22 protein-coding genes are annotated in these 24,468 nt (G+C 52.6%); 16 read left to right on the plus strand and 6 right to left on the minus strand.

Annotation, left to right across the window (positions count from 1 at the left end; translation table 11 throughout):
* Nucleotides 1–393: 393 nt before the first annotated feature.
* Nucleotides 394–1,695, minus strand: a complete 1,302-nt coding sequence (tyrS, locus tag HNQ57_RS09285) for a tyrosine--tRNA ligase (protein ID WP_184462449.1) — start codon at nt 1,693–1,695, stop codon at nt 394–396.
* Between the two features lie 246 nt (nt 1,696–1,941).
* Here tyrS and HNQ57_RS09290 point away from each other — a divergent pair, with 246 nt between their 5' ends.
* Nucleotides 1,942–3,279 (plus strand): peptidoglycan DD-metalloendopeptidase family protein, encoded by a 1,338-nt coding sequence (locus HNQ57_RS09290; RefSeq protein ID WP_184462450.1) that lies wholly within the window; start codon nt 1,942–1,944, stop codon nt 3,277–3,279.
* Nucleotides 3,279–4,400 (plus strand): anhydro-N-acetylmuramic acid kinase, encoded by a 1,122-nt coding sequence (locus HNQ57_RS09295; RefSeq protein WP_184462451.1) that lies wholly within the window; start codon nt 3,279–3,281, stop codon nt 4,398–4,400. The genes HNQ57_RS09290 and HNQ57_RS09295 overlap by 1 nt, the downstream gene beginning before the upstream one ends.
* A 13-nt stretch (nt 4,401–4,413) precedes the next feature.
* Here the strand turns inward: HNQ57_RS09295 and erpA are convergent, their stop codons facing one another.
* From erpA to HNQ57_RS09310, 3 genes are all read right to left on the minus strand, one after another.
* The gene (erpA, locus tag HNQ57_RS09300; RefSeq protein ID WP_008251315.1) at nt 4,414–4,767 is read right to left on the minus strand and encodes an iron-sulfur cluster insertion protein ErpA; all 354 of its coding nucleotides are present in this window, start codon (nt 4,765–4,767) and stop codon (nt 4,414–4,416) included.
* A gap of 135 nt (nt 4,768–4,902) precedes the next feature.
* Nucleotides 4,903–5,943, minus strand: a complete 1,041-nt coding sequence (argC, locus tag HNQ57_RS09305; protein ID WP_184462452.1) for an N-acetyl-gamma-glutamyl-phosphate reductase — start codon at nt 5,941–5,943, stop codon at nt 4,903–4,905.
* A gap of 26 nt (nt 5,944–5,969) precedes the next feature.
* Nucleotides 5,970–7,376: a chloride channel protein gene (locus tag HNQ57_RS09310; protein WP_226968304.1), complete on the minus strand. Its 1,407-nt coding sequence runs from the start codon at nt 7,374–7,376 to the stop codon at nt 5,970–5,972.
* 172 nt (nt 7,377–7,548) lie between these two features.
* On the opposite strand from HNQ57_RS09310, the gene hemJ reads away from it, so the two are divergent.
* The 5 genes from hemJ (at nt 7,549) to HNQ57_RS09335 (ending at nt 12,045) form a co-directional block, all read left to right on the plus strand.
* Nucleotides 7,549–7,968, plus strand: a complete 420-nt coding sequence (gene hemJ, locus HNQ57_RS09315; protein WP_184462453.1) for a protoporphyrinogen oxidase HemJ — start codon at nt 7,549–7,551, stop codon at nt 7,966–7,968.
* 73 nt (nt 7,969–8,041) lie between these two features.
* Nucleotides 8,042–9,325, plus strand: a complete 1,284-nt coding sequence (gene hemL, locus HNQ57_RS09320) for a glutamate-1-semialdehyde 2,1-aminomutase (RefSeq protein ID WP_184462454.1) — start codon at nt 8,042–8,044, stop codon at nt 9,323–9,325.
* Between the two features lie 9 nt (nt 9,326–9,334).
* Nucleotides 9,335–10,345: a porphobilinogen synthase gene (gene hemB / locus HNQ57_RS09325; RefSeq protein WP_184462455.1), complete on the plus strand. Its 1,011-nt coding sequence runs from the start codon at nt 9,335–9,337 to the stop codon at nt 10,343–10,345.
* A gap of 84 nt (nt 10,346–10,429) precedes the next feature.
* Nucleotides 10,430–11,173, plus strand: a complete 744-nt coding sequence (locus tag HNQ57_RS09330) for a TIGR04219 family outer membrane beta-barrel protein (RefSeq protein WP_184462456.1) — start codon at nt 10,430–10,432, stop codon at nt 11,171–11,173.
* A 137-nt stretch (nt 11,174–11,310) separates the two neighbouring features.
* A complete protein-coding gene (locus tag HNQ57_RS09335; protein ID WP_184462457.1) occupies nt 11,311–12,045 on the plus strand; it encodes a hypothetical protein in 735 nt (244 codons plus the stop codon).
* On the opposite strand, the gene HNQ57_RS09340 is transcribed toward HNQ57_RS09335, so the two are convergent.
* A complete protein-coding gene (locus HNQ57_RS09340; RefSeq protein ID WP_184462458.1) occupies nt 12,028–12,624 on the minus strand; it encodes an NUDIX hydrolase in 597 nt (198 codons plus the stop codon). The genes HNQ57_RS09335 and HNQ57_RS09340 overlap by 18 nt on opposite strands.
* A 111-nt stretch (nt 12,625–12,735) precedes the next feature.
* Here HNQ57_RS09340 and HNQ57_RS09345 point away from each other — a divergent pair, with 111 nt between their 5' ends.
* Nucleotides 12,736–13,176, plus strand: coding sequence for a group III truncated hemoglobin (locus HNQ57_RS09345; protein WP_184462459.1), 441 nt, complete (start codon nt 12,736–12,738; stop codon nt 13,174–13,176).
* On the opposite strand, the gene HNQ57_RS09350 is transcribed toward HNQ57_RS09345, so the two are convergent.
* A complete protein-coding gene (locus tag HNQ57_RS09350; RefSeq protein WP_184462460.1) occupies nt 13,167–14,327 on the minus strand; it encodes a pyridoxal phosphate-dependent aminotransferase in 1,161 nt (386 codons plus the stop codon). The two genes, HNQ57_RS09345 and HNQ57_RS09350, sit on opposite strands and share 10 nt — an antisense overlap.
* Before the next feature lie 216 nt (nt 14,328–14,543).
* Between HNQ57_RS09350 and dksA the strand changes: the two genes are divergently transcribed.
* The 8 genes from dksA (at nt 14,544) to panB (ending at nt 24,307) form a co-directional block, all read left to right on the plus strand.
* On the plus strand, nt 14,544–14,981 hold the full coding sequence (gene dksA, locus HNQ57_RS09355) for an RNA polymerase-binding protein DksA (RefSeq protein WP_184462461.1): 438 nt from the start codon (nt 14,544–14,546) through the stop codon (nt 14,979–14,981).
* Between the two features lie 35 nt (nt 14,982–15,016).
* Complete coding sequence (gluQRS, locus tag HNQ57_RS09360; protein ID WP_226968305.1) at nt 15,017–15,892, plus strand: tRNA glutamyl-Q(34) synthetase GluQRS; 876 nt, start codon at nt 15,017–15,019, stop codon at nt 15,890–15,892.
* A gap of 257 nt (nt 15,893–16,149) precedes the next feature.
* On the plus strand, nt 16,150–19,035 hold the full coding sequence (locus tag HNQ57_RS09365; RefSeq protein ID WP_184462462.1) for a sensor histidine kinase: 2,886 nt from the start codon (nt 16,150–16,152) through the stop codon (nt 19,033–19,035).
* Between the two features lie 77 nt (nt 19,036–19,112).
* Nucleotides 19,113–20,573, plus strand: coding sequence for a sigma-54-dependent transcriptional regulator (locus tag HNQ57_RS09370; protein ID WP_184462463.1), 1,461 nt, complete (start codon nt 19,113–19,115; stop codon nt 20,571–20,573).
* Between the two features lie 389 nt (nt 20,574–20,962).
* Complete coding sequence (gene pcnB / locus HNQ57_RS09375) at nt 20,963–22,339, plus strand: polynucleotide adenylyltransferase PcnB (protein WP_184462464.1); 1,377 nt, start codon at nt 20,963–20,965, stop codon at nt 22,337–22,339.
* On the plus strand, nt 22,336–22,839 hold the full coding sequence (folK, locus tag HNQ57_RS09380; protein WP_184462465.1) for a 2-amino-4-hydroxy-6-hydroxymethyldihydropteridine diphosphokinase: 504 nt from the start codon (nt 22,336–22,338) through the stop codon (nt 22,837–22,839). Before pcnB ends, folK begins: the two co-directional genes overlap by 4 nt.
* Entirely contained in the window at nt 22,817–23,497 is a 681-nt protein-coding gene (locus HNQ57_RS09385; protein WP_184462466.1) for a deoxynucleoside kinase, read from the plus strand. Before folK ends, HNQ57_RS09385 begins: the two co-directional genes overlap by 23 nt.
* An 18-nt stretch (nt 23,498–23,515) precedes the next feature.
* Complete coding sequence (gene panB, locus HNQ57_RS09390; protein WP_184462467.1) at nt 23,516–24,307, plus strand: 3-methyl-2-oxobutanoate hydroxymethyltransferase; 792 nt, start codon at nt 23,516–23,518, stop codon at nt 24,305–24,307.
* The last annotated feature ends 161 nt before the right edge of the window (nt 24,308–24,468 follow it).

Raw genomic sequence — 24,468 nt, forward strand, 5'->3', positions numbered from 1 at the left:
CTGCATTTATGTAGGTCACTTGTTTCTGAAAATTGCTGTCGCAATCTCAACCAACAAGCACCCACACGAATTGTCTAATCTTGTCTTGTTAAATAACTCAAAACCGCCGGGGTTTTGATATCCGCTTAAGCTCTTGTCCTTAAGCGAGGAGGCGTATTATATACATCTCAGCCTCCGTAGCAAGTAGTTTTTTAAACTTTCTCACCACCTCAACCGCTTCGTTTTACTGCTTGCTCCACCTCGGTGAGGTCCGCGTCAGCTGTTGAGGAGGCGCATTATAGACGCGCAGCTTTAGGAGTCAACACACTTCTGCAATCATTTTGAAATACTTGCAAAGACGTACACTTAACGAACAAATCGGCTAAATATCATGCAGTTATCCGCAACAATTGATCACTTAAAGACCAGCATTTGATACTTCTTTTTACCGAGCTTAATAACGTAGTACTTATCAAACAGCGCATTAGCTGCTGCAAACACCGATTCGGCAGCCATATTGTCTTCCAAACCTACCGCCATAGCATTCACCTGAACCGCATTGCGACCTAGGGCGTCTTTAATTTGCTTACCTGCCCCCATACCGATATCAGCCAATAGCTGAGTAAGCGGCCGATCAAGCAGCTCACTTCTGTCTAATATAGCGGTAGGCAAACCATCTAATTGCAATTGCGCGAGGTCGCTGGCCGACAACTCTGCCAAATCACCCGAGAACAACGCTTCGGTTATACGCTGCGCGCCAGCCAACTCCTCATCACCATGGATCAGGCTCGTCATCTGCTCAGCAAGAATGCGCTGAGCACCGGGGCGACCCGCTTCCTTATCCGCCTGTTCTATTGCGTCAATCTCTGCGAGCGACAGAAAGGTAAAGTAACGCAAGAATTTATACACGTCGGCATCTGCCGTCCCCAACCAAAACTGGTAAAAGGCATAAGGAGAGGTTTTGGCCGGATCGAGCCATACGGTGCCTGATTCCGTTTTACCGAATTTGGTGCCGTCGGACTTCGTCACCAACGGCATGGTTAAACCATGAACTGCAACGCCGTGTTGACGACGAGTGAGGTCCACCCCCGCAATGATATTGCCCCATTGATCCGAGCCGCCCAACTGTAAGGTGCAACCATTACGCTTATACAGCTCGGAAAAATCCATGCCCTGCAATAAGGAGTAACTGAACTCCGTAAAGGAGATCCCGGAGCCCTCTCTATTAAGGCGCTGTTTAACCGACTCTTTGGCGATCATATTATTAATAGTAAAGTGCTTACCGATATCCCGCAAAAACTCCAGCGCCGACATTTGACCAAACCAATCTAGATTATTAGCTACTTCCGCCGCATTCTCGCCGCTGTCAAAATCGATAAAGCGCGACACCTGGCCTTTTAGCCTATCCGCCCAGTTAGCGACAATATCCGGCGTATTCAGCTGGCGCTCCTGAGCCTTAAAGCTTGGATCACCTATTAAGCCCGTAGCACCGCCCACCAAGGCGATCGGCTTATGGCCAGCCTGCTGGAAGCGTCGCAGCGCCAACAAAGGCACTAAGTGACCGATATGAAGACTATCCGCTGTTGGATCAAAGCCACAATAGAGGGTGCGCATCTCACTGGACAAATACTCTGACAGACCATTTTCACCCGTCATTTGCGCGACCAAGCCGCGCGCTTCTAATTCCGTGAGTAATTCTGCATTTACCGCTGTCATACCGTCGACCTTCATCAAAGGAAAAGCGCAAGCAACCTACACATAAGGCGCTTGCGACACCAAGAAACTGATTGAGAAGGCGGCAAGATACAACAACCAAACTGAAATGCAAACCGAGAAAGGCTGACAGGCCCGCGCCCACAAGCTAGAATCTACTTTAACTTTCGGTTAATACGAACTTTTGCAGCACTGTACATTTGTTATACTGAGCAAAAAATCACCAGCAAGGTATGAAGTAGCGAAACTATGCAGAACTGGATTCCCAAACGGCATGCCATGCGCAAATCACCCGCAGGCAAGTTTCCCCGTCGCCATTTAGCGCTGGCAGCATCGACACTTATTGCCCTAGGGTTAGCGCTACTCTTATTGCCGGGCGAAAATGCCGAAGCCAAGCGCACCGCCATCCCCCTCGACTTGGAACTCACACCAAGCAGAGTCAGCACCGCGCCTGAAGTAGCACCCGTTGTTACAGAACAAGCGTGGAAGGAAATCCCAGTTAAAAATGGCGACTCTCTCTCAGCCATATTTAGTCGCGCCGACCTCAGCCCCCAAGACCTCCACGAACTAGTGAGCAGCTCCGCCAAAGCCAAGGCCCTCAATAAAATTCGGCCGGGCCAAAAGCTGTCTTTCAAAATTAGCGACGACGGCCAACTTGAGGCAATGAGCTTCCAGATAGACAAGCTAAACAGTATTGTCTTTGAACGCGGTGTCACCGGCTTCACCACCACCAAGATGACCGAAACACCGGAAATTCGTCAACGCGTTGCCAGCGCCACGATCACGTCTTCCTTATATAGAGCCGCCCAAGATGCAGGCGTTAGCCAAGGCATTATCATGGAACTCGCCAATATTTTTGGTGGGGTTTTAGACTTTGTTTACGATGTACGCAAAGATGACTACTTTATTGTTATCTATGAAGAGCTGTACTTAAACGGCGAATTACTGAGTAGTGGCCAAATTCTCGCCGCGCAGTACTTTAACCGCGGTAAATCCTTTGAAGCCTACCGCTATATCAACAAGCAAGGCGAAGTCGACTACTTCTCCGAAGCGGGCGAAAGCATGCGCAAAGCCTTCTTGCGCGCCCCCCTGGATTTCACCCGCATCAGCTCGGGCTTCAACCCCAAACGCCTGCACCCGGTATTTAAAACCGTGCGCCCCCACCGAGGGGTTGATTACGCAGCCCCCCGAGGCACACCCGTGTACGCCGCCGGCGATGGCCGCGTCGCCGACGCAGGCTATTCAAAAGCCAATGGTAACTACGTGTTTATTAAGCACGGCGAAGCGTATATGACCAAATACTTGCACCTGCACAAACGGGCCGTCTCGAAAGGCGATCGCGTTCGGCAGCGGGAAACAATCGGCTGGGTTGGATCAACCGGTTACGCCACCGGCCCCCACTTACACTACGAATTTTTACTCAACGGCGTGCACCGCAATCCAGCGACTATCGTAAAACAATTGCCCGCGCCCAAAAAAGTGGCCGCTGGCGCCATGCCTGAATTCAAAGCGCAAATAGCTGGCATGCAGCTGCAACTCAGAACCTATGCGGCGCAGCGCAACTACACCGGCGTTGATGCAGGCTAATGAGCAAACACTACTATATTGGCCTCATGTCGGGCACCAGCCTAGATGCGATTGACGCCACATTAATCAGTAGCGATGAAGACCACATCGAGCTGGTGCACAGCATTTCGAGCGCATTACCGCTGGCTGTCAAAGCGCAAATACTTGAACTCTGTGACGGCACCAGCAAAGAAATTGAATTACTCGGCAGGCTTGATCGTGAATTGGGCAGCATTTTCGCGCAAGCCGCGCTCGATTTGTGCCAATCCGCAGGAATCTCTCCCTCAGCAATACGCGCCATTGGCAGCCATGGCCAAACCGTTCGTCACCGGCCACCCGACGAGCAGCGCGCTAGCGACATTGCGTTTACCCTGCAAATTGGAGACCCCAATACCATTGCTGAAATTTCGGGTATTACCACTGTTGCCGATTTCCGTCGCCGGGATATTGCCGCTGGCGGCCAGGGCGCTCCGCTAGTCCCCGCCTTTCACGTTGCCGCATTCGGCCAAGCAGGCATAGAGCGCTTGATTGTCAATATTGGCGGCATGGCGAACATTAGCCTACTAAAAGCCGATGGCAAGGTAATTGGTTTTGACACTGGCCCCGGCAATATTCTAATGGACAGCTGGATAATGCATTGCCAAGGCCATGCCTTTGATCGGGATGGCGCATGGGCGCAAAGCGGAAAACTGAATCAAGACCTCTTAGAGACCTTGCTACAAGACCCTTATTACGCGGTGCACGGCCCCAAAAGCACTGGCCGCGAACAATTTAATTTAGTGCAACTGCTTAACGCTCTGGAATCACTTCCACGCATACCGCCAGCAGATGTTCAGGCGACATTACTCGAACTCACTGCGCGCAGTATTTGTGACGCCATAGGCCGATGCAGCCAAAAGGATTCTGAGGTTTTTATTTGCGGGGGCGGCAGCGCCAACCATGCACTCTTCTCTCGAATTCAAGCGCTCTTAGCTGACCGTAAAGTGGCTACAACAGAAGCCTTAGAAATTCACCCAGACTGGGTAGAAGCTGCGGCCTTCGCCTGGCTGGCAAAACAGAATATTATGGGTTTAGCTGGCAATGTGCCCGCGGTGACGGGCGCCAAAGGACCGCGCATATTAGGCGCGGTGTATCCCGGCTAACGATACCGAGAAGTTAAACCGAGAACGAAGAGCCACAGCCGCAGGTTGTACTGGCATTGGGATTGCTAACTACAAAGCGCGAACCCTCTAAGCCTTCGGTATAATCTAGCTGAGCACCATCTATATACTGGTAGCTCAGAGGGTCAACCAGTACCACAACACCATCTCGCTCCACCAAGGTATCGTCTTCTTCAGCGAGTTCGTCAAAAGTAAAACCGTACTGAAAACCCGAGCAGCCACCACCGGTGACGAACACGCGTAACTTTAGATCGTCATTGGCCTCTTCAGCCACCAAATTTTTTACCTTCGCCACAGCCCGATCCGTCAAGGTCAGCACTGTGGGGGTAAATTGTTCAACTGCAGACATAGTCCACCTCACAAACCAACGACGCCGCTTGGCGTCGTAAATAGGGTGATTATCCAATTCCCGACTAAATCAGTCAAGAATTAACCACCACTACTTTCCTTGTAGCAGGCCCTAAGCCGGTTTTAAGGGAACCGCCTATGGCATCAAGGCCAAACCCTGTAAACCCATGGTTTCGGGTAAACCGAACATCAAGTTCATATTTTGAATAGCCTGCCCCGAAGCTCCTTTAACCAAATTATCGATCGCCGAGAGGACCACAAGCGTGTCCCTATTTTGAGGGCGATACAGCGCTATGCGGCACATATTACTACCACGCACCGTGCGCGTCTGAGGCGTGCTCCCCAGGTGCATCACATCAACAAAAGGTGCATCTGCGTAGCGCTTTTCAAACAAAAACTGTATTTCATCTAAGGGCACCGCTGGGTCGATCATCTCAGCATACATGGTGGCGTGAATACCCCGCACCTGAGGGAGCAGATGTGGCGTGAACGTTAAACCCACTGGCCCTTTCGCCGCGAGCGCCAATTCTTGTTCAATTTCAGGCAGGTGACGATGACCGCCAACCCCATAAGCCTTAAAACTCTCTGACAATTCCGTAAACAAATTATCGATCTTAGCCTGACGCCCAGCACCGCTAACCCCTGAGGCCGCACTGACAATTAAGCGACTAGGATCAACCAGCTTCTCTTCCAGTAGCGGAATGAGACCTAACTGCACCGCCGTGGGGTAGCAGCCAGGACAAGCAATTAACTTCGCGCTGCGGATTTTTTCAGCGTTGCGCTCGGGTAAGCCGTAAACTGCAGTGGCCAGAACATCGGGGCAAACATGCGTTTCGTGATACCACTTAGACCACAAGTCAGCATCAGTGATACGGAAGTCAGCGGACAAGTCGATAACACGAGTTCCCGCCGCCAGTAATTCCGGCACCATATTCATGGCAACATTGTGGGGCGTCGCAAAGAACACCACGTCGCACGTCGCAAGCAATTTCACATCTGGCGTCGAAAACCGCAGGTCCATCGCCCCGCGCAAACTGGGGAACAGCTCGTCAACCGACACACCCTCTTCCGCGCGCGAGGTAATCATCACCACTTCGGCCTCGGCATGCGTCGACAACAAACGCAGCAACTCCACGCCGGTATAACCCGTACCACCTACAATTCCGACTTTTAACACCTAAACTCTCCTTCATTCACCGAATATTATTTAGTGATTTGCACTTCTTCTACCTGCGCTGCTGGCAACGGCTCCGCTTTATCGCGAAGTAAATGCTCCCAGCCACGCAGCAAATCCTTAGCCAATACATGATAGACCGGTTCTGGCATAATTAATTTCGATACCGCCGTTGCCGTCAGCGCGCTCACCATTAGCGCCGGCAGTATATCGTGGTTATTGCCGGTCAACTCCAGCACAATCACAAAGGCTGTAATTGGCCGCTGTACAACACCTGCAAAGTAACTCGCCATGCCCACCAAAATCAATGACACCGCAGGCACCTGCGGGAACAGCGTACCCATTGCGGAACCTAACTCCGCCCCCGCCGCCAAGCTTGGCGAAAAAATCCCGCCGGGAATACCACTAAAATAGGTTAGCAAGGTTGCCAGCATTTTGCCGACAGCCGTGAGCCAGCTTGCCTCGTCCTCTCCCGCCAGTAGCGCCTTAGCTTCCACATAGCCACTACCCATGGTTAAACCGCCAGATAAAATGGCCATCACCGCGAGCACCAAACCGATGCAAAACGCGACCCGCAGCGGCCATTGCTGAACCAGCGGCGCAATGGCACGGTTACCCTGCACCAGCAGCACACTAAACAAACCGCCCATTAAACCGCAGGCCGCGCTTACACCGATAATATAGGGGTAATAAGCAAACGGCATGGCGGAAACTTCTGGCACGCCAAAGTAGCTGTAATGCCCAGCAAAGGCCAATACCACCACCCCCGACAGGATGATTGCCATGATAAAGGTACCCGTGGTACGCGCCTCCATCGACTGCTGCAACTCTTCAATGGCAAATACAATACCCGCCAAGGGCGCATTAAAGGCTGCCGACACGCCCGCCGCGCCGCCGGCAACGATCAAACTGCTTTCCACTTGCCGCTGCTTGAGTTTTGCCCAGCAGCCAAATTTATACATGATTGCCGCACCAACATGCACGCTTGGCCCCTCTCGCCCCACCGTCGCCCCAACCAACAAGCCGGCGCAGGTAAGCAAAACCTTTAGCGTTGCCACCCGCAGCGATAAGAATGGTCCTCGCAACCAGTGGTAGCTTTGCTTGTGGGCGAGTAACACCTGGGGAATACCGCTCCCCCGCGAAGCCTTCCCGCCTTTATTCATCACCCACACAATCCCGACCAAGCCCAGCGGCGTAATCAGCAAAAACAGGTAGGGGTTATAGGCAAACATAGTTTCAGTGAGGCCGTAGCTTTCTTCTGACAGCCAAGCAAAGCCCTGAATGACTAAGCCAACGGTTAAAGCGCCCAACCAAAAAACCCCACGGGTTTTCCAGTCTTCAACCGTACCGAGTTGACGACGAGTATGCCGATTGCCCAAAACCCACCACAGACGAAGCCTGCGAGCAGTTCGGGTGCGTTTCCTGTTGGTCGTCATAATATTAAGGGGCCTGTGCAGGCAGTAGCGCAAAAACCAACGCTCAGAATGAGATTCAGCACGAAAAAAACTTGCGGCGGGCCGCATTTGGCTAAGGGATATTGTATGCTAAATCACTTGGCACACCCAGCGCCGACACATGTAATTTTGCCACCCCAACAGGATGCCTCCGATGCTCTGGCTGAAGGCCTTTCATATCATTGCCGTTATCTGCTGGTTTGCCGGTATTTTTTACCTGCCCAGATTATTTGTTTACCACGCCATGAGCGAGGATCAAGCCACCCGCGATCAACTCAAGATCATGGAGCGTAAGCTCTATCGCTTTGTCACTCCCTTTGCCATTTTAACCGTGGTCTTTGGCGCACTCATGATTTATCAGCAGCCCAACTATTATCTCCAAGCTGGCTGGCTGCAGTTAAAACTGGTGTTTGTCGTCGGGCTGATCGCCTACCACCTGTATTGCGGTCACCTTGTTAAAGTCTTTGCCAGCGACCAAAATCAGCGCCGACATGTTTTTTATCGATGGTTTAACGAAGCACCAGTTTTCGCCTTGTTTGCCATTGTGCTACTCGCCGTGCTGAAACCCTTTTAAGCCAGCGCTCGGCGCGGGATAATAGCCTACCGATGTCGCCGAATTTCATTTATTTAATACAAGAAGCCTTTTTATGAGCAGCTCAGAACAGTTATTTGAAGTCGCACGCCAATTTATCCCCGGCGGTGTTAACAGCCCGGTCCGCGCCTTTAAAGCCGTCGGTGGTATCCCGCGCTTTATCGACCACGCCAAAGGCCCTTACCTTTTTGACGTCGACGGCAAAAAATACATCGACTACGTACTGTCATGGGGTCCAATGCTGCTCGGCCACGCCCACCCCGCCATCATTGCAAGAGTCACCGAGCAGTTACAAAAAGGCCTGAGTTTCGGCGCCCCCACTGAAATCGAAACCCAACTCGCCGCTAAAATTTGCGGCATCATGCCCGGCATGGACATGGTGCGCATGGTGAACTCCGGCACCGAAGCCACCATGAGCGCAATTCGTTTGGCACGGGGCTACACCGGCCGTGACAAAATTATAAAATTTGAAGGCTGCTACCACGGCCACTCAGACTCGCTGCTAATTAAAGCCGGTTCTGGCGCGCTAACCCTTGGCGTGCCCAGTTCGCCCGGCGTTCCGGCCGCATTGGCAGAGCACACTATTACCCTCACCTATAACGACATTGAGGGTGTGCAAGCTGCTTTCAAAGAATTCGGCGAGCAAATAGCCTGCATTATTGTGGAACCCGTCGCCGGCAATATGAACTGCGTGCCGCCGATTCCGGGCTTTTTAGAGTGCCTGCGCGAGTGCTGCGACAAAAGCGGCAGCGTGCTGATTATTGATGAGGTGATGACCGGTTTCCGCCTAGGCCTGCAAGGTGCCCAAGGTTATTACGGTGTGACCGCCGACATCACCTGCCTAGGCAAAGTTATTGGCGGTGGCATGCCAGTCGCAGCCTTTGGCGGCAAGCGTGAAATCATGAGCCATATCGCCCCCAGCGGGCCGGTGTACCAAGCGGGTACCTTGTCCGGCAACCCCGTCGCCATGGCGGCGGGCTTATGCATGTTAGAACACATCGAGAAAGCCGGGTTTTACGAGCCACTTTTCCAGCAAACCGACAAATTAATTAAGGGCCTGCGCGAACGCGCTTCGGCCGCTGGCATCGCCATGACCAGCAACCATGTGGGCACTATGTTTGGGATGTTTTTTACCGACGCCGAGCACGTCACTAATTATCAGCAAGTCATGGCCTGCGATATCGAGCGTTTTAATCGCTTTTTCCACGGCATGTTGGCAGGCGGCGTTTATCTGGCCCCTGCATCCTACGAGGCCGGCTTTTTATCCGCCGCTCACAGCGACCAAGATATTGCCGACACACTGAATATAGCCGAACGCGTTTTCGCCAACTTAAACTGAGAGCCAGCTATGAGTAAGTCACTCCACCGCGGCGCCTTCCCCGCCACTCGCATGCGGCGCCTGCGCGCCAATGATTTCTCGCGACGTTTAATGCGCGAAAACCAGCTTACTGTCAACGACCTAATCTACCCCATGTTTGTTTGCGAGGGCAGCAATGAGCGCCAAGCCGTCGGCTCCATGCCTGGCATTGAGCGTTTAAGCATCGACTTACTGGTCGCCGAAGCCAAGCAGCTAGCCGCGCTGGGCATTCCCGCAATTGCCCTGTTCCCCGTGGTTGGCGCCGACAAAAAGTCCTTATTCGCGGAAGAGGCATACAACCCCGACGGTTTGGCGCAGCGGGCCATCAAAGCCATTAAAGACGCCACACCAGAACTCGGCATTATCACTGACGTTGCCCTCGACCCCTACACTACCCACGGCCAAGACGGCATCATTGACGCCAGCGGTTATGTACTCAATGACCGCACCGTCGAAACCCTGTGCAAGCAGGCGGAAGCCCAGGCCAATGCCGGCGCCGATATCGTTGCCCCCTCGGACATGATGGACGGCCGCATCGGCGCCATTCGTCACACCCTTGAGAGCAACGGTCACATCAACACCTGCATACTGAGCTACGCCGCCAAATACGCCTCGGCCTATTACGGGCCCTTTCGTGACGCCGTCGGATCAGCAGGCAATCTCGGTAGTGGCAATAAATACAATTACCAAATGGACCCCGCCAATAGCGACGAAGCCCTGCACGAATGCGCGCTAGACCTTGCCGAAGGTGCTGACATGATTATGGTCAAACCCGGCATGCCCTACCTCGACATAATTCGCCGAGTAAAAGACGAGCTGGCAGTACCCACTTACGCCTACCAAGTGAGCGGCGAGTACGCCATGCACTGCGCAGCATTTCAAAATGGCTGGCTCGACAAAAACTCGGTCATGGCTGAGTCCTTACTCGCCTTTAAGCGCGCTGGCGCCGACGGCATTCTGACCTATTTCGCCAAGGACATGGCATTATTACTGAACAACTAGTATTTACCCTGTCACAGACAGGTACTATGGTTGGAACAACGCGAAATAATTAAAGTATTAAAAAAATACCAAGGGGAATAAATCATGCAAAAAAGACTTATCGCACTGGCCATACTTGCCGCTAGCGCTTCAGTAAGCAGCCAGGCCGATATTGTTGGCGCTACCGCCGGCGCCTATATGTGGAAGCAGAGCTGGGACGGTGATGTGAAAGCAGGTTCACAAAGCATTGATATGAATGACGACCTCGGCTACGACGACGAAACCGGCAAAAGTTTTTACGTTGCGCTAGAGCACCCCGTGCCCGTACTCCCAAATATCCGCCTGCAGCACACCGCCTTAGACATATCTGAAACAAACACCCTAAACCGCAGCTTTACATTTGACGGCAAAGGCTATGCCGCTACAAACACCGTCGACTCCACAACAGACCTAACTCACACTGACGGCACATTTTACTACGAAATCCTCGACAACTGGGTGAACCTAGACGTCGGTTTAACCGTGCGTATGTTCGACGGCGAGGTTCGTATTAAAAATCAAACCACTGGTGACGAGGGCTCTATCGAAATCGACGCGCCACTGCCCATGGCCTATGTAAACGCCCGTTTTGAATTGCCGCTAACCGGCCTCTACGCCTCAGCCCTTGGCAATGTTATTGCCTACGGCGACAACAAAGTCACCGACATGACCCTAGCCCTAGGCTATGAGCTTGGCATTTTGGGTCTTGAGCTGGGCTACCGCAATTTTGACGTTCAGCTAGAAGACGACAACGAAGAAGCCAATGTGACTGTTGACGGTTACTTCCTTGGCGTTGTGATCGACATCTAATACCGGCCGAGCACAACGACAAAGGGTGTAGCGCTGGCTGCACCCTTTTTTATTGGCCCCATTAAAATACCCGTCTAAGCAGTATATTATTGGTATTTGCGTCAACCAAATCAAATCAATCAGTTCGAGGAAAACCATTGAAGATCGCGGTCGCCATTATCAGCTTACTCTTTAGTGCGACCACCCTCGCCTGCGAATGTCTGTGGCAGGGGCCTTTTAAGACCGTTTATACCAACGCCGATCTCGTGGTTTATGGCGAAGTTGAACGCAGCCAAGGCAACGGCTTTGACTTAAACATCAAAGAAATTATTCAAGGCAATGACTACCGCGAGCAAATTCGAATTTGGGGTAAAAAAGACAATTTATGCCGCCCCGAGGCCAAAGAGTTCCCCCCCGGCAGTCAATGGATTATGGCGCTACAGCGCATCGACAACCCACCAGAGGACGCCTTCAATCCGTTCAAGGCCAATATCAGCTTTGGTCGCCAAGACGACTTTAGTCTGTCGAGCTGCGGAGTTTACTGGCTTCCGGTAAAAGAACAGCGAGTGTCTGGCAATATTCTTGATGGCTCACGCTGGCAATACCTCGACCCCAAGAAAACCCCGGTCATTATGGCGGTGTTTAAAGCGTGGTTACAAAAACTGCTGCCAGACGAGGCCATCACTGAAGCCGCTAGACCCCAAAGCGAGGCGCGCAAATTACTCAACGAGACGAAAATGTTTCTATGGGAAGACCAGCGCAACCTCCTTCCCGAACCGGAGCAAGAAAGCGACGAGCAATTCAGCCCAGTGCGGCCAGATCTTCGCTCGGGCTTAGAGACCCATGGTGCAACAGACAACACCGGCGAACAAAGCTCAGATCAGGCCGAGTAGCTCATCGAGCATTTTCAGCGACATGCCCCAGATCCGACGCTTTTCATAAAAATAACAGGGGAGAACCAGGTGTAATTTGCCCCGGCCCCACTCCATAGTCTCGCGATTACCGCTCGCCATCAAAAACCGCAGCGGCACCCACACGGCCTCAGCGACCTCATGGTTTGGCTCAATACTGACCGCTGTGTGCAAGCGAAAAACATAGGGGGTGACGACCATAGGCTGACGACCAGAATGCGGCCGACTAACGATGTCAGACAGTCGACCAATGCAGTGCCCAGCCTTGTCGAGATAAATACCGGTCTCTTCTTCGGTTTCGCGAATAGCGGTGCGCAAACCCGTCACGTCTTGACGATCCATGCGGCCGCCGGGAAACGCCATATGCCCAGACCACGGGTCGCCCTCGCGGTCAGCGCGTTTAATCATTAGCACTTCAATATGGTCGTCTAATTCACGTAATATCAGCGCCACGGCTGAACGCTTCACCCAGCGCCGCCACCAGCGCTGACGAGGTTTAAAACCATCTAATCGCGTTATTATTTGCTGCAGAGCAAGCGCTTCTTCGCTGCTTCTTTTCAAAGCCTACTCCTCTATTTTGCTGCACGAATCCTCGACCGCTAAGCCGCACTCAGTTAGGCAAACAGTATATGATACGCCAAGACCAACTCTGCTTTGCTCAATAACAACATTATGACTGACAACCGCACGCAAGACATCTGCAGCCGCAGCGATATCGAAATGTTGCTCAGGCACTTTTATGAGCAGGTACTCAGCGACAAGATAATTGGTTTTTATTTCACCGATATCATGCACTTTTCGCTAGAGCACCACCTACCGAAAGTCACTGATTTTTGGGTGCAGCAATTACTGTCGGAACGGGTTTATCACGGTGAATTATTTAAACGTCATCAGCAGCTACACCAGCAAGCAGCGTTGGGTCCACACCACTTTCACCGCTGGCTGCATTTACTCAACCTCAGTATTGACGCGCAATTCTGCGGCCCACGCTGCGACGCGATGAAACAGCGCGCCACTGCGATTGCCCAGTCTATGGCCACCGCCCTCGCCGAGCGTGCAGATAATGCCCCTGGCGAGCTAGGCGTGCAATTCTATGACAAGCCTCAGCCGTAAAGCTTACGCAAACGCGCCACGCCCTCAACCAAACGCGGCATGCCGGTGGTATAGGCAAAGCGCACATGCTCGTCAGCGCGATAGCGCCCAAAGTCCTCGCCTGGGGTAATAGCGATCCCGTGATCTTCAAGCAGTGAACGACAAAACTCTGGGCTCTTCATCTTAAAGCGTTTAATTCCGGCATAGAGGTATAAGGCCCCGTCCGGACAGTGGGGAATTTCAAACCCTAGGCTCCTGAGCTCCGGCAGCAAATAATCCCGGCGCCGAGCAAATTCATCGCGACGCTCGTTGAGAATAAGCCGCGTCTCGGGTTCAAACGCAGCCAGCGCCGCATGCTGAGCCATAGTCGACATAGAGATAAACAGATTCTGAGCTAACTTCTCCAGTTCGGGCACGGCCGCTTCCGGTGCAACCAGCCATCCCAAGCGCCAGCCAGTCATACCAAAGTACTTAGAAAAACTATTAATAACAAAAGCTTGGTCGGTAATAGACAAAATACTCGGCGCATCTACTCCATAATTCAGGCCATGGTAGATTTCATCAACAATTAAATAACCCTCTTTGCGCTCGCACAGGCTGTGCAAATCGCGCAACTGCGGCGCGGTGAGTATTTCTCCACTCGGATTGGCGGGTGAAGCCACCATAATGCCCTTGGTATTCGGCTGCCAGTGCTGCTCAGCTTTTTCGGCGCTGAGCTGAAAACGATCTTCTGGCCCCACTGGTACCAACTGCCCCTCCCCCTCAACCAAACGTAAAAAATGGCGATTACAGGGGTAACCGGGATCCGTCATCAACATGCCATCACCGGGGTTAATTAATAAACCCGCCAGCAGCAACAATGCGCCAGATGCCCCTGGGGTGATCATAATTCGCTCGGGAGCAATATCTAAGCCGTGATCCTGCTTGTAGTATTTGGCAATTGCTTGACGCAGCGCAGGAATACCCGCCGCCGGGGTATAACTCGTTTCCCCTCGGTCTAACGAGGCCTTGGCGGCGCGAATAATCGGCTCAGCGCTACTGAAATCAGGCTCGCCCGCCTCCATATGAATAATATCTCGCCCCGCAGCCGCCAATGCCTTAGCGCGGGTCAGCACCTCAACCACTCTAAACGGCTCAATATCAGCTAAACGACGCGCAAAGGATTTACTCACCTATACTCTTCCTATGACAAAAAATAGGAGTGTAACTTTATCCCTCGCGGCTTAACATCATCACAACAGCGTAATGAAATATTCAGATCACGCCTTAATCCGCAATTTCGTGTGGCGTAGCTGGCCCATATCTGGTAGTTTTGCCGATTTGGCGGCACAGCGTCGCCGCGCATGCCCGCGGTTTGCGGTTAACGGCTTGTAAAAAGAGGGCCAACCATGCCTGCACAGCAGAGTACAACTGAGAATTTGAAGACCTTCGTTCCTTATGTAGAAAAAAAGGGCGAAGAGTATATGAACGACAAGCAGAAGGAACACTTCCGCCAGATCCTGCTCAATTGGAAAGCAGAATTAATGGAAGAAGTGGATCGCACTGTGAGTCATATGAAGGACGAAGCGGCTAATTTTCCTGACCCTGCTGACCGTGCCACACAAGAAGAAGAGTTCAGCCTTGAGCTCCGAACACGTGACCGCGAACGCAAATTAATCAAGAAAATCGACTCGACCATCAATTTAATTGACGAAGACGATTACGGCTACTGCAATACCTGCGGCGTTGATATCGGTATCAAGCGGCTAGAAGCACGCCCTACGGCAACGCTATGCATAGACTGCAAGACCCTTGATGAAATCAAAGAACGCCAGGAACGCGGCTAAAACTGCTGGGCGGCCCGCCGCCCACAACACCCTGAATGTCATCCCCCTATAGCACGTATATGGGCCGGTTTGCGCCGTCGCCCAGCGGGCCACTGCATATCGGCTCACTCGTTACTGCACTGGCCAGCTATTTAGACGCTCGCGCCAATCGCGGCCAATGGCTGCTGCGTATGGAAGACATTGACCCACCTCGAGAGCAAGCGGGCGCCGCCCAGCAAATCATCAACAGCCTCGTTAGTCATGGCCTAATATGGGATGGTGACATCTTCTGGCAAAGCCAGCGCAGCGCAGCTTACGATACGTATCTGCAACAACTTCTCGACAACAACCTAGCTTATTACTGTAACTGCTCCCGTCGCCAGCTCGCTCCGAGTCAGGGACTACACATTGGTGCCTGCCGCCATCCGGGCAACCCCGGCAGCTCAGCTATTCGCCTGCGCACACCCAATGAAACAATCCATTTTGAAGATCGCATCCAAGGCAGCCAGCGTCGCGCCCAAGCGGACATCGGCGACCCCGTCTTAAAACGCAAAGACGGCCTCTATGCCTACCAGCTCGCCGTCGTGGTCGACGATGCCGAACAGGGGATTACCGATATCGTGCGCGGGGTAGATTTGCTCGATGCCAGTGCCTGGCAAATTCACCTACAAAAAGCCCTTGGTTTTAACGCGGCTCGCTACTGCCACATACCTGTCATTGTCGGCAACGATGGCCAAAAGCTTAGCAAGCAAAGTTTTGCCCCCGCGCTCGATGACAGCCGCGCCATCGACAATCTCCGCAGCGCACTACGCTATTTACAGCAAAGCTCGGCCCCCGACACCATCACGGATAGCGCTGCACTACTGGCCTGGGCCACCGCGCACTGGCGCCCCCAAGACATACCGGCCAGCAGACACATCGATGCTGTTTAACAACACAAAATAACCACCATGCGCAGCATTCTTTGCAGTTTCCGCGCACCTCCAGTAACATCATGCCGACAGTGAACGCGTCTCGGTCGCCATGCAAATTCAGTCTCCCCTGCTTTTATTATCAATTTTTGCTTTTGTGTATGCCCCAACGATGGGCCGCTGGCTCTATGAGGGCAGCAATCTTTGGTATCGCCACCATTTAATCTGGCTATTTATTATTGGCTTTGTGTTTATCAGCCTCCGTCAGCGACGCCACAATGACCTTTAGTATCAACACCCTATTTTTAATAGGGCTTAGCTATTTACTGCTACTTTTCGCCATCGCCTACGCTGCAGAACGTCATCTACTGCCGAGTAAAATCATCAACCATCCCGCCACCTATGTTCTGTCTCTGGGGATATACGCCAGTGGCTTTGCCATCTATGGCGCCGTGGGCTTTGCCAAGAATTACGGCTACAGCTTCCTGAATTATTATATCGGCCTGTCCGCGGCAATGATTTTATTGCCCATAATGCTTCTACCCATTCATCGCATATGCAAAAACTATCGACTGAACTCACTCGCCGACCTTCTTAGTTTTCGCTTCCGCAGTTCCTGGGTGGGCTCACTGGTCACACTTTTTACCGCTATCGCTATCTGGCCACTGCTCGCCATTCAAATACAAACCGTTTCGGAATCGACCCTTATATTGAGTTTAGGCCACGCGCTGAGCCAGGAAGACGATGGCTACCGAAGGCTTACCGCTCTTGGTTTTTGCGTGATTATCACGGCATTTACCATTTTATTTGGCTCGCGCAATCTTACCTCCAAAGATAGCCACCGAGGCTTACTCACTGCACTGGCCTTTGAATCGCTCGTTAAAATGTTTGCCCTGCTGCTGGTGGGTATTATCAGCACCTATGCCGTATTTGGCAGTTTTGGCGGTCTGCAAAGTTGGCTAGACAGTAGCCCCGATGTTTTGGCCTCGCTCAACAAGCCCCACGCCGCCGACAGCAATCGCTTGATGCTGATTATGTTTTTTGCCGCCGCCGTGTGCATGCCCCATATTTTTCATATGCTCTTTTCGGAAAATCCCAGCGCAAAAAATCTCGCCACCGCGAGCTGGGGCCTACCGCTATTCTTATTGATTATGAGCTTGCCAGTTTTACCCATCCTCTGGGCCGGAAGCGCTAGGGGCATTGCACTGCCAGCCGACTACTATGCGCTTGGCCTATCACTCGAAATCGGCAAGCCGTGGCTGTCGGTGCTGCTCTACTTAGGGGGCTTATCCGCCGCCAGTGGCGCCATCATTGTCACCACCTTGGCACTGGCCTCAATGAGTCTCAACCATCTCGTATTGCCGGTATTGCGCCCCAAAAACTCAAAAGGCCGCGATATCGATATATACCGCTGGCTACTCACCACTCGTCAACTGCTGATTTGCGTCATCATTCTTATTGGCTTTGTATTTTATGAACTAATCGGTGCATCGCAAAGCCTCAGCCGCTTAGCCATGACCTCAGCCAGCGGCTGCGTCCAGTTTCTGCCCGGCGTATTGGCCGTGCTGTACTGGCCTAAAGCGAATCGCAACGGGTTTATCAGCGGCTTATGTGCAGGCTTTAGCCTCTGGATAATAGGCATCATTTTGCCCATGTTTAGCGGTGTTCATCCCAGCTTTTTAGAGCACCTTTATTTATACCCCATTGAGCGAGATCAGTTCTGGGTAGTCATCACTGGATTATCGCTAGCCCTGAACGGCATTGTTTTCATTATCGTGTCGTTACTGAGCGAAACCTCCGCCGAAGAGCGCCGCGCCGCCGAAGCCTGCACTATCGGCGACCGCGCCGCCACGCAAGAATTCCAGCGCGCGCTCGACGAACTGCAAATGAATGAACAGGAAACCCGACCCTATGCTCTGCGCCGAATTAGAGACCGAATAGAAGTTAACCTATCCTCGCTAGTCGGCCCGTCCAGTGCTCGCCGGGTAATAGATCGCGCCCTGCCCTATACCGATAATGTCATGGGCGACAGCGAAGACATTACCTATATTGAAAAGCGACTCGAGAACTACCAGACCCACCTCACCGGCCTCGCCGCCGATTTAGATAGCCTGCGCCGCTACCACCGGCAAACCCTAGAAGACTTACCCATCGGCGTGTGCGCTCTTGGCCGCGACCAGGAAATACTGCTGTGGAATATGTCCATGGCCGACATTACTCACATCAACGCCAATACTGTCACTGGCTCCCGCTTAGCCGGGCTACCAGAACCTTGGTCAACGTGCCTGCAAGACTTTTTAGCCAGCAGCGATCTACACCGCAGCAAGTTCAGTGTCGAAACCGACGGTGGCCTGCGCTGGTTGAATTTACACCGCACCGAATCGCAGATGCTTGGCCGTGACGAATTAATTGTCGTCGTTGAAGACATCACCGACACCCAGTTACTGGAGCATGAGCTCACGCATCAAGAGCGCCTAGCCTCAATTGGCCGACTGGCCGCCGGAGTCGCCCACGAGATCGGCAACCCGGTTACTGGGATCGCCTGCCTGGCTCAAAATTTACGTTACGAAAGTGACAACGCCGACACGTTGGAAGCCGCCTCGCAAATCGTTAAGCAAACCCAGCGTATAAGTAGTATTGTGCATAGCTTGGTTAACTTCGCCCACACCGGACGCCAAGACCCGACCCAAGCTACTGAAGCGGTGTCTGTGCGCAACTGCGTCAGCGAAGCCGTGCAGCTGCTAAGTCTCGACCCCGAAGCCCGCCACATTCACTACAACAACAACTGCCCTGAGCATATTGTTGTGGCTGGCGACAATCAGCGCCTAATGCAGGTGTTCATCAATTTACTCTCCAATGCCCGCGATGCCAGCCCCGAGGACGGCATGATCACCGTGGATGCTGAAGCTGAACAAGATAGTGCCCACATTACAGTGACCGACCACGGCACCGGGATAGACGAGAAATTACAGAAGCAAATATTTGAACCATTCTTTACGACCAAAGAGCCAGGTAAAGGCACTGGCCTCGGCTTAGCGCTGGTGTATAACATTATCAGCGATCTTGGCGGCGATATTAGTATTGAAAGCCCGGTCACGGAATTTAGCCGATCCGGCACCCGATTTCACATCCACCTCAGACTGAACCACCCTGAGGTACTCTAGAAATAATTGGCTGATCGCGTTATGTTGTTCGGTTACACGTATCGACGCATTGCCCGTACCCAGCAACGGAGAGAATTATGCCCAGAATCCTTTTAGTCGAAGACGAAGACGTTATCCGTCTAGCACTGCGTCGCCTACTAGAACGCAATGACTATCAGGTGGACGAAGCCGATTCAGTTTCAAAGGCACTGAGCACCTATAAAGTTGACGATTACGACTTAATTATCAGCGACTTACGCCTACCTGGTGCCCCGGGAACAGACCTTATCAGTAAAACCGACGCACCCGTGTTGATTATGACCAGCTACGCCAGCCTCAAATCTGCGGTCGACTCCATGAAAAAAGGCGCTATCGACTATATTGCCAAGCCCTTTGACCACGACGAAATGCTAGAAACCGTCGAGCGCATCATTCTCAGCACCGCAAAAGAGAGCACCCCGGGCGATAAGCCAGAGCCCAGCAGCAGCCAGCGCAAACAGATCGCCGACGCTAACGGCATGATTGGCAGCTGCAAAGCTATGCAGCAACTCTACGATCACATTCGCCGCGCCGCGCCCACTGACGCCACCATCCTGGTACACGGCGAAACCGGCACCGGTAAAGAACTCGTGGCCAGAGCGATACACAACCAGAGCACCAGAGCGACGAAAGCTATCATCTGCGTGAACTGCGCCGCAATTCCAGAAACACTGATTGAGTCGGAGCTATTCGGTTATGAAAAAGGCGCTTTTACTGGCGCCAACGCCAGCCGCATTGGCCTAATTGAGGCCGCCGACGGCGGCACTTTATTCCTGGACGAAATTGGCGAATTGCCCCTTGAGGCCCAAGCTCGGCTTCTGCGCTTTATCCAAGAAGATGAAATTCGTCGCATTGGTTCCGTGGAGTCCAGCAAGGTCAATGTTCGTCTTATTTGCGCCACTCACCGCGACCTCAAGGAAATGGCTCACGCTGGGCGCTTCCGAGAAGACCTTTACTACCGCATTAATGTCATGAAACTCGAGCTACCGCCCTTAAGAGAGCGCGGCAAAGACATTCTTGAACTTGCCGAAGCGTTGCTAAAACACCGCTGCGAAAAAATGAAAAAGCCCCTAATGCACTTTAGCCCCAAGGCCATTCAAGCAATCACCACCTATATCTGGCCCGGCAATATCCGCGAACTGGAAAATGCCATCGAGCGCGCCGTAATCCTGTGCGATCGCAAAGAAATAGATAACGAATTACTCGATATCGACCTCGAACTTGTCGACATTGGCCAAATTAGAGGCCGCAGCAACGAATTTAACAATCGCCCCGGCAGTGTTAACAACAATGGCGCAATTGAGCGTAAAGATAACCGCAGCAAACCAAGCCGCGCCAATGACCCCAGCGAAGACTTATCCCTCGAGGACTACTTCCAGCGCTTTGTCCTCGAGCATCAAGACTCCATGAGCGAAACGGAGCTAGCCCAAAAGCTCGGTGTTAGCCGTAAATGCCTATGGGAGCGCCGCCAGCGATTGGGTATTCCGCGCAAAAAAGTGGCCGCCAGAAGCAACGCCTAAAAAGACATGGGCACCGTTACCCAATCCAACGGAATGTAACAAAGGGCGTTTACTAGGGTAACAAGTCGCAAATGTGTAAGGGGTTTCCACGACGAGGAAAATACCTAAGTGATTGAAATTAAAGGATTTTTAAAACATGGCACGGCATATGCTCTCTCTACGTACAAACAACAATAAGAAAACAAAATAATAATAAGAAAAGATAAACAATAATAATAATACAACAGCAAAGAGACCTGGGTGGGGAAGACAATGTTTTCCCCTTCTTCATTTTAAAAACCCCTAAATTACGAAAACCACCAAAAAATTCCTCCTCCGCATTTCCCGCACACACCAAAGCCCTGTGCTAGAATGCTGCCTTTATCATTAACGGCCGACCCTAAAACGCAATGACATCAAGCTCTGTTACCGGTCTGTGGAAAAAGCTAACCGGCAAATTCTCCAAATCCAGCCAAGGCGCCGCGCACCACGTGGCCATTATTCCTAGGGATCAACACACGGTATCGCGCAGACACATTAGCGAAGCTGCGCTAAAAGTCATCCGCAAACTAAACGACGAAGGTTTCGAGGCGTTTCTAGTCGGCGGCGGCGTCCGCGACCTGTTGCTCGGCGGCCAACCCAAAGATTTCGACATCGCCACCGATGCAACCCCCGAGCAGGTTCGCAATGCCTTTCGCAATAGCCGCATTATTGGTCGGCGTTTTCGTATCGTGCACGTCCGTTTTGGCAGGGAAATCATCGAGGTCACCACTTTCCGTGGCAACCACAGCGCCCCGGCTAGCAACCCGCAGCGCAACAAACATTCTGCGCAAACTGAATCGGGCATGCTCACCAGAGACAATGTTTACGGCTCAATCGACGACGATGCCGCGCGTCGCGACCTCACCATAAACGCCCTGTATTACTCCAGCCGCGACTTCTGCGTTTACGACTTTGTTGGCGGCCTAGACGACCTCAATAACAAACTCATTCGCATCATCGGCGACCCTGAAACTCGCTACCGCGAAGACCCGGTGCGGATGCTGCGCGTAGTGCGCTTTGCCGCCAAACTCGACTTTGATATTGAAAAGCACAGCGAAGCGCCCATCAAACGCCTTGCCCCACTGCTGAACGATATTGCCGCCGCCCGCATGTTTGACGAAGTCATCAAGCTTTTCATGTCCGGCCAGGGTCTGCACACTTACGCACTCATGCAGCGCTACGAGTTATTCGCCCCGCTTTTCCCCGCCACTCAAAAAATGCTTAGCCAACGCGAGCCAGCCGCCGAAGAAATTATCAAACAAGGCTTGATAAACACCGATGCTCGCATCGCTGACGGCAAGCCCGTCACCCCTGCGTTTATCTATGCGGTTATTTTGTGGCCGATGGTCAAACACCTGCACAAAGAAATCATGGATGCCGGCACACCGGAAATTGCCGCCCTACATCAGGCCGCGGAGCGGGTTCTTCACAAGCAACAACAGACCGTCGCCATTCCCAAACGTTTCTCGCTACCCATGCGCGACATCTGGGAACTTCAATGCCGCTTAACGCGGCGCTCCGGCAAGCGTCCCGAGCAACTCTTAGAACACCGCTATTTCCGAGCGGGCTTTGACTTCTTATTATTACGCGAGCAAGCGGGCGAAATTGAACCCGGACTCGGACAGTGGTGGCTGGCGTTCCAAGAGGCCCACGTCGATACCCGTGGCGCCATGCTTAGCCAGGTTCCGACCGGCGACAAACCACGAGCACCGCGGCGGCGACGCGGCCCTCGCAAACCAAGATGATCCGCTGCTATATCGCCCTTGGCAGCAACCTTGGCGAACCCCAGAAGCAAGTTCGCTCCGCGCTCAGCGCGCTAGCGGCGCTGCCTAACTCCGCGCTGGTGAACTGCTCACGACTCTACGGCTCCATCGCCGTCGGGCCGGGGCAGCAAAACGATTACGTGAACGCTGTTGCCGCACTCGACACCACGCTGACGGCAGCGCAATTACTGGCCGCCATGCAGCGTATCGAAGCCCAGCACCAGCGTCGCCGCGCCGAGCGGTGGGGACCACGCACACTAGACCTAGATCTGCTACTTTACGGCGAATCCCGCATCAACACTGACACCCTGTGTGTGCCCCATCCACGCATGCATCAGCGCGACTTTGTTTTGCGTCCACTGACCGATATCGCCCCCCAAAAACTGTTACAGTCCGAATTCGACGGCATCAATAGCGGCACATTCAAGGACACCGACGATCTGTGGGTTTTAAACGAAAATGACCAATCACAATCTGCTTAACGAACCCATTATCAATTTACGGCAGCCACCACGCTTCATTGCTGTGGAGGGACCAATTGGCGTAGGTAAAACCACATTAGCGCGGCGCCTAGCTGAATCCCTCAATTTCCACCAGCTATTAGAAAAAGCCGAAGACAACCCTTTTTTAGAGCGCTTCTATGCCAACCAGCGCCATGCCGCCTTGTCTGCCCAGCTATTCTTTTTGTTTCAACGGGCCCAACAGCTCAGCGATTTACGCCAGAGCGACCTCTTTGAACAAACCCACGTCGCTGATTTTATCTTTCAAAAAGACCCACTTTTCGCAAAAATAACATTAGATAGCAATGAGTTAGAACTTTACAACAAGGTTTACGAGCAAGTGCAAGTCGACATACCGACACCCGACTTAGTGATCTACCTGCAAGCACCCGTCAAGGTGCTGCGGGATCGCATTCAGCAGCGCGGCGTAAATTTTGAACGCAGCATCGACACCGATTACCTGGAAAAAATAAACGGCGCCTACAGCGAGTACTTCCACTCCTACCATGACTCACCACTGCTAATTATTAATGCCAGCGAGATCGACTTTGCCCACAACGACCAGCAATATGAACAATTATTGCAATATCTACTGGAAATACGCAGCGGTCGCCATTACTTTAACCCCACTTTTTTTTAAGCACCAATGAGGCGCGCCATGAGTAAGGTCAACATCCTCAGTTTGCTAGCCAAAAAGCAGAGCCAGCAAAAATTTGCCGTAGTCACCTGTTATGACGCGAGCTTTGCCAAATTGGTTGAAAACGCCGGTATCGACGCGATTTTAGTCGGCGATTCGCTGGGCATGGTTTTGCAGGGTCACGACTCAACGCTACCGGTGACGATCGCCGACATGGCCTACCACACCGCCTGCGTCAGTCGGGGTTGTAATCGCCCACTGATTATTAGCGACATGCCCTTTGGTAGCTACAACACCACCACGCAATGCCTCGATAACGCCACCACCCTAATGCGCGCCGGCGCACAAATGGTCAAACTCGAAGGCGGTGACTGGCTCTGCGAAAGTATTCGCCAGCTCAATCACGCCGGCATACCGGTCTGCGGCCACCTAGGCTTAACCCCCCAATCCGTCAATGTACTTGGTGGCTATCGGATACAGGGCCGCGATGACAACCAAGCCCAAGCGATACTGAAAGACGCTCTCGCCCTAGAGGCCGCGGGCGCCGCACTGCTGGTGCTGGAATGTGTGCCTCGCAAACTTGCCGCCGAGATCAGTCATGCACTGAAAATTCCCGTCATTGGCATTGGCGCGGGTAACGAGACCGATGCGCAAGTATTGGTCTTGCACGACCTGCTTGGCGTAACCGAGAAAACCGCCCGCTTTGTCCGCAATTTTGCTGAGGGCAGCAGTAGCATCGCCGATGCCTTAGGTCGGTATAATGACGCGGTGGCAGACGCCAGCTTCCCTGCCGATGAGCATAGTTTTGACTGATAGCAAAAAGGTGTAAACTGTTACCTCGGGGAACATTTTGCAAGGTAACAAAGTAATGAATTTTTTGTTACCAAAGCATTGAACGGCCATTCCGATTGGGGCATACTTGCCCGCCACTGACCCAACTGCTCAGATTGTGAGCAATCTTTCAGTTTTTAAAA

It is taken from the genome of Zhongshania antarctica (assembly GCF_014202945.1).
In the GTDB taxonomy this organism is placed as follows: Bacteria; Pseudomonadota; Gammaproteobacteria; order Pseudomonadales; family Spongiibacteraceae; genus Spongiibacter; species Spongiibacter antarcticus.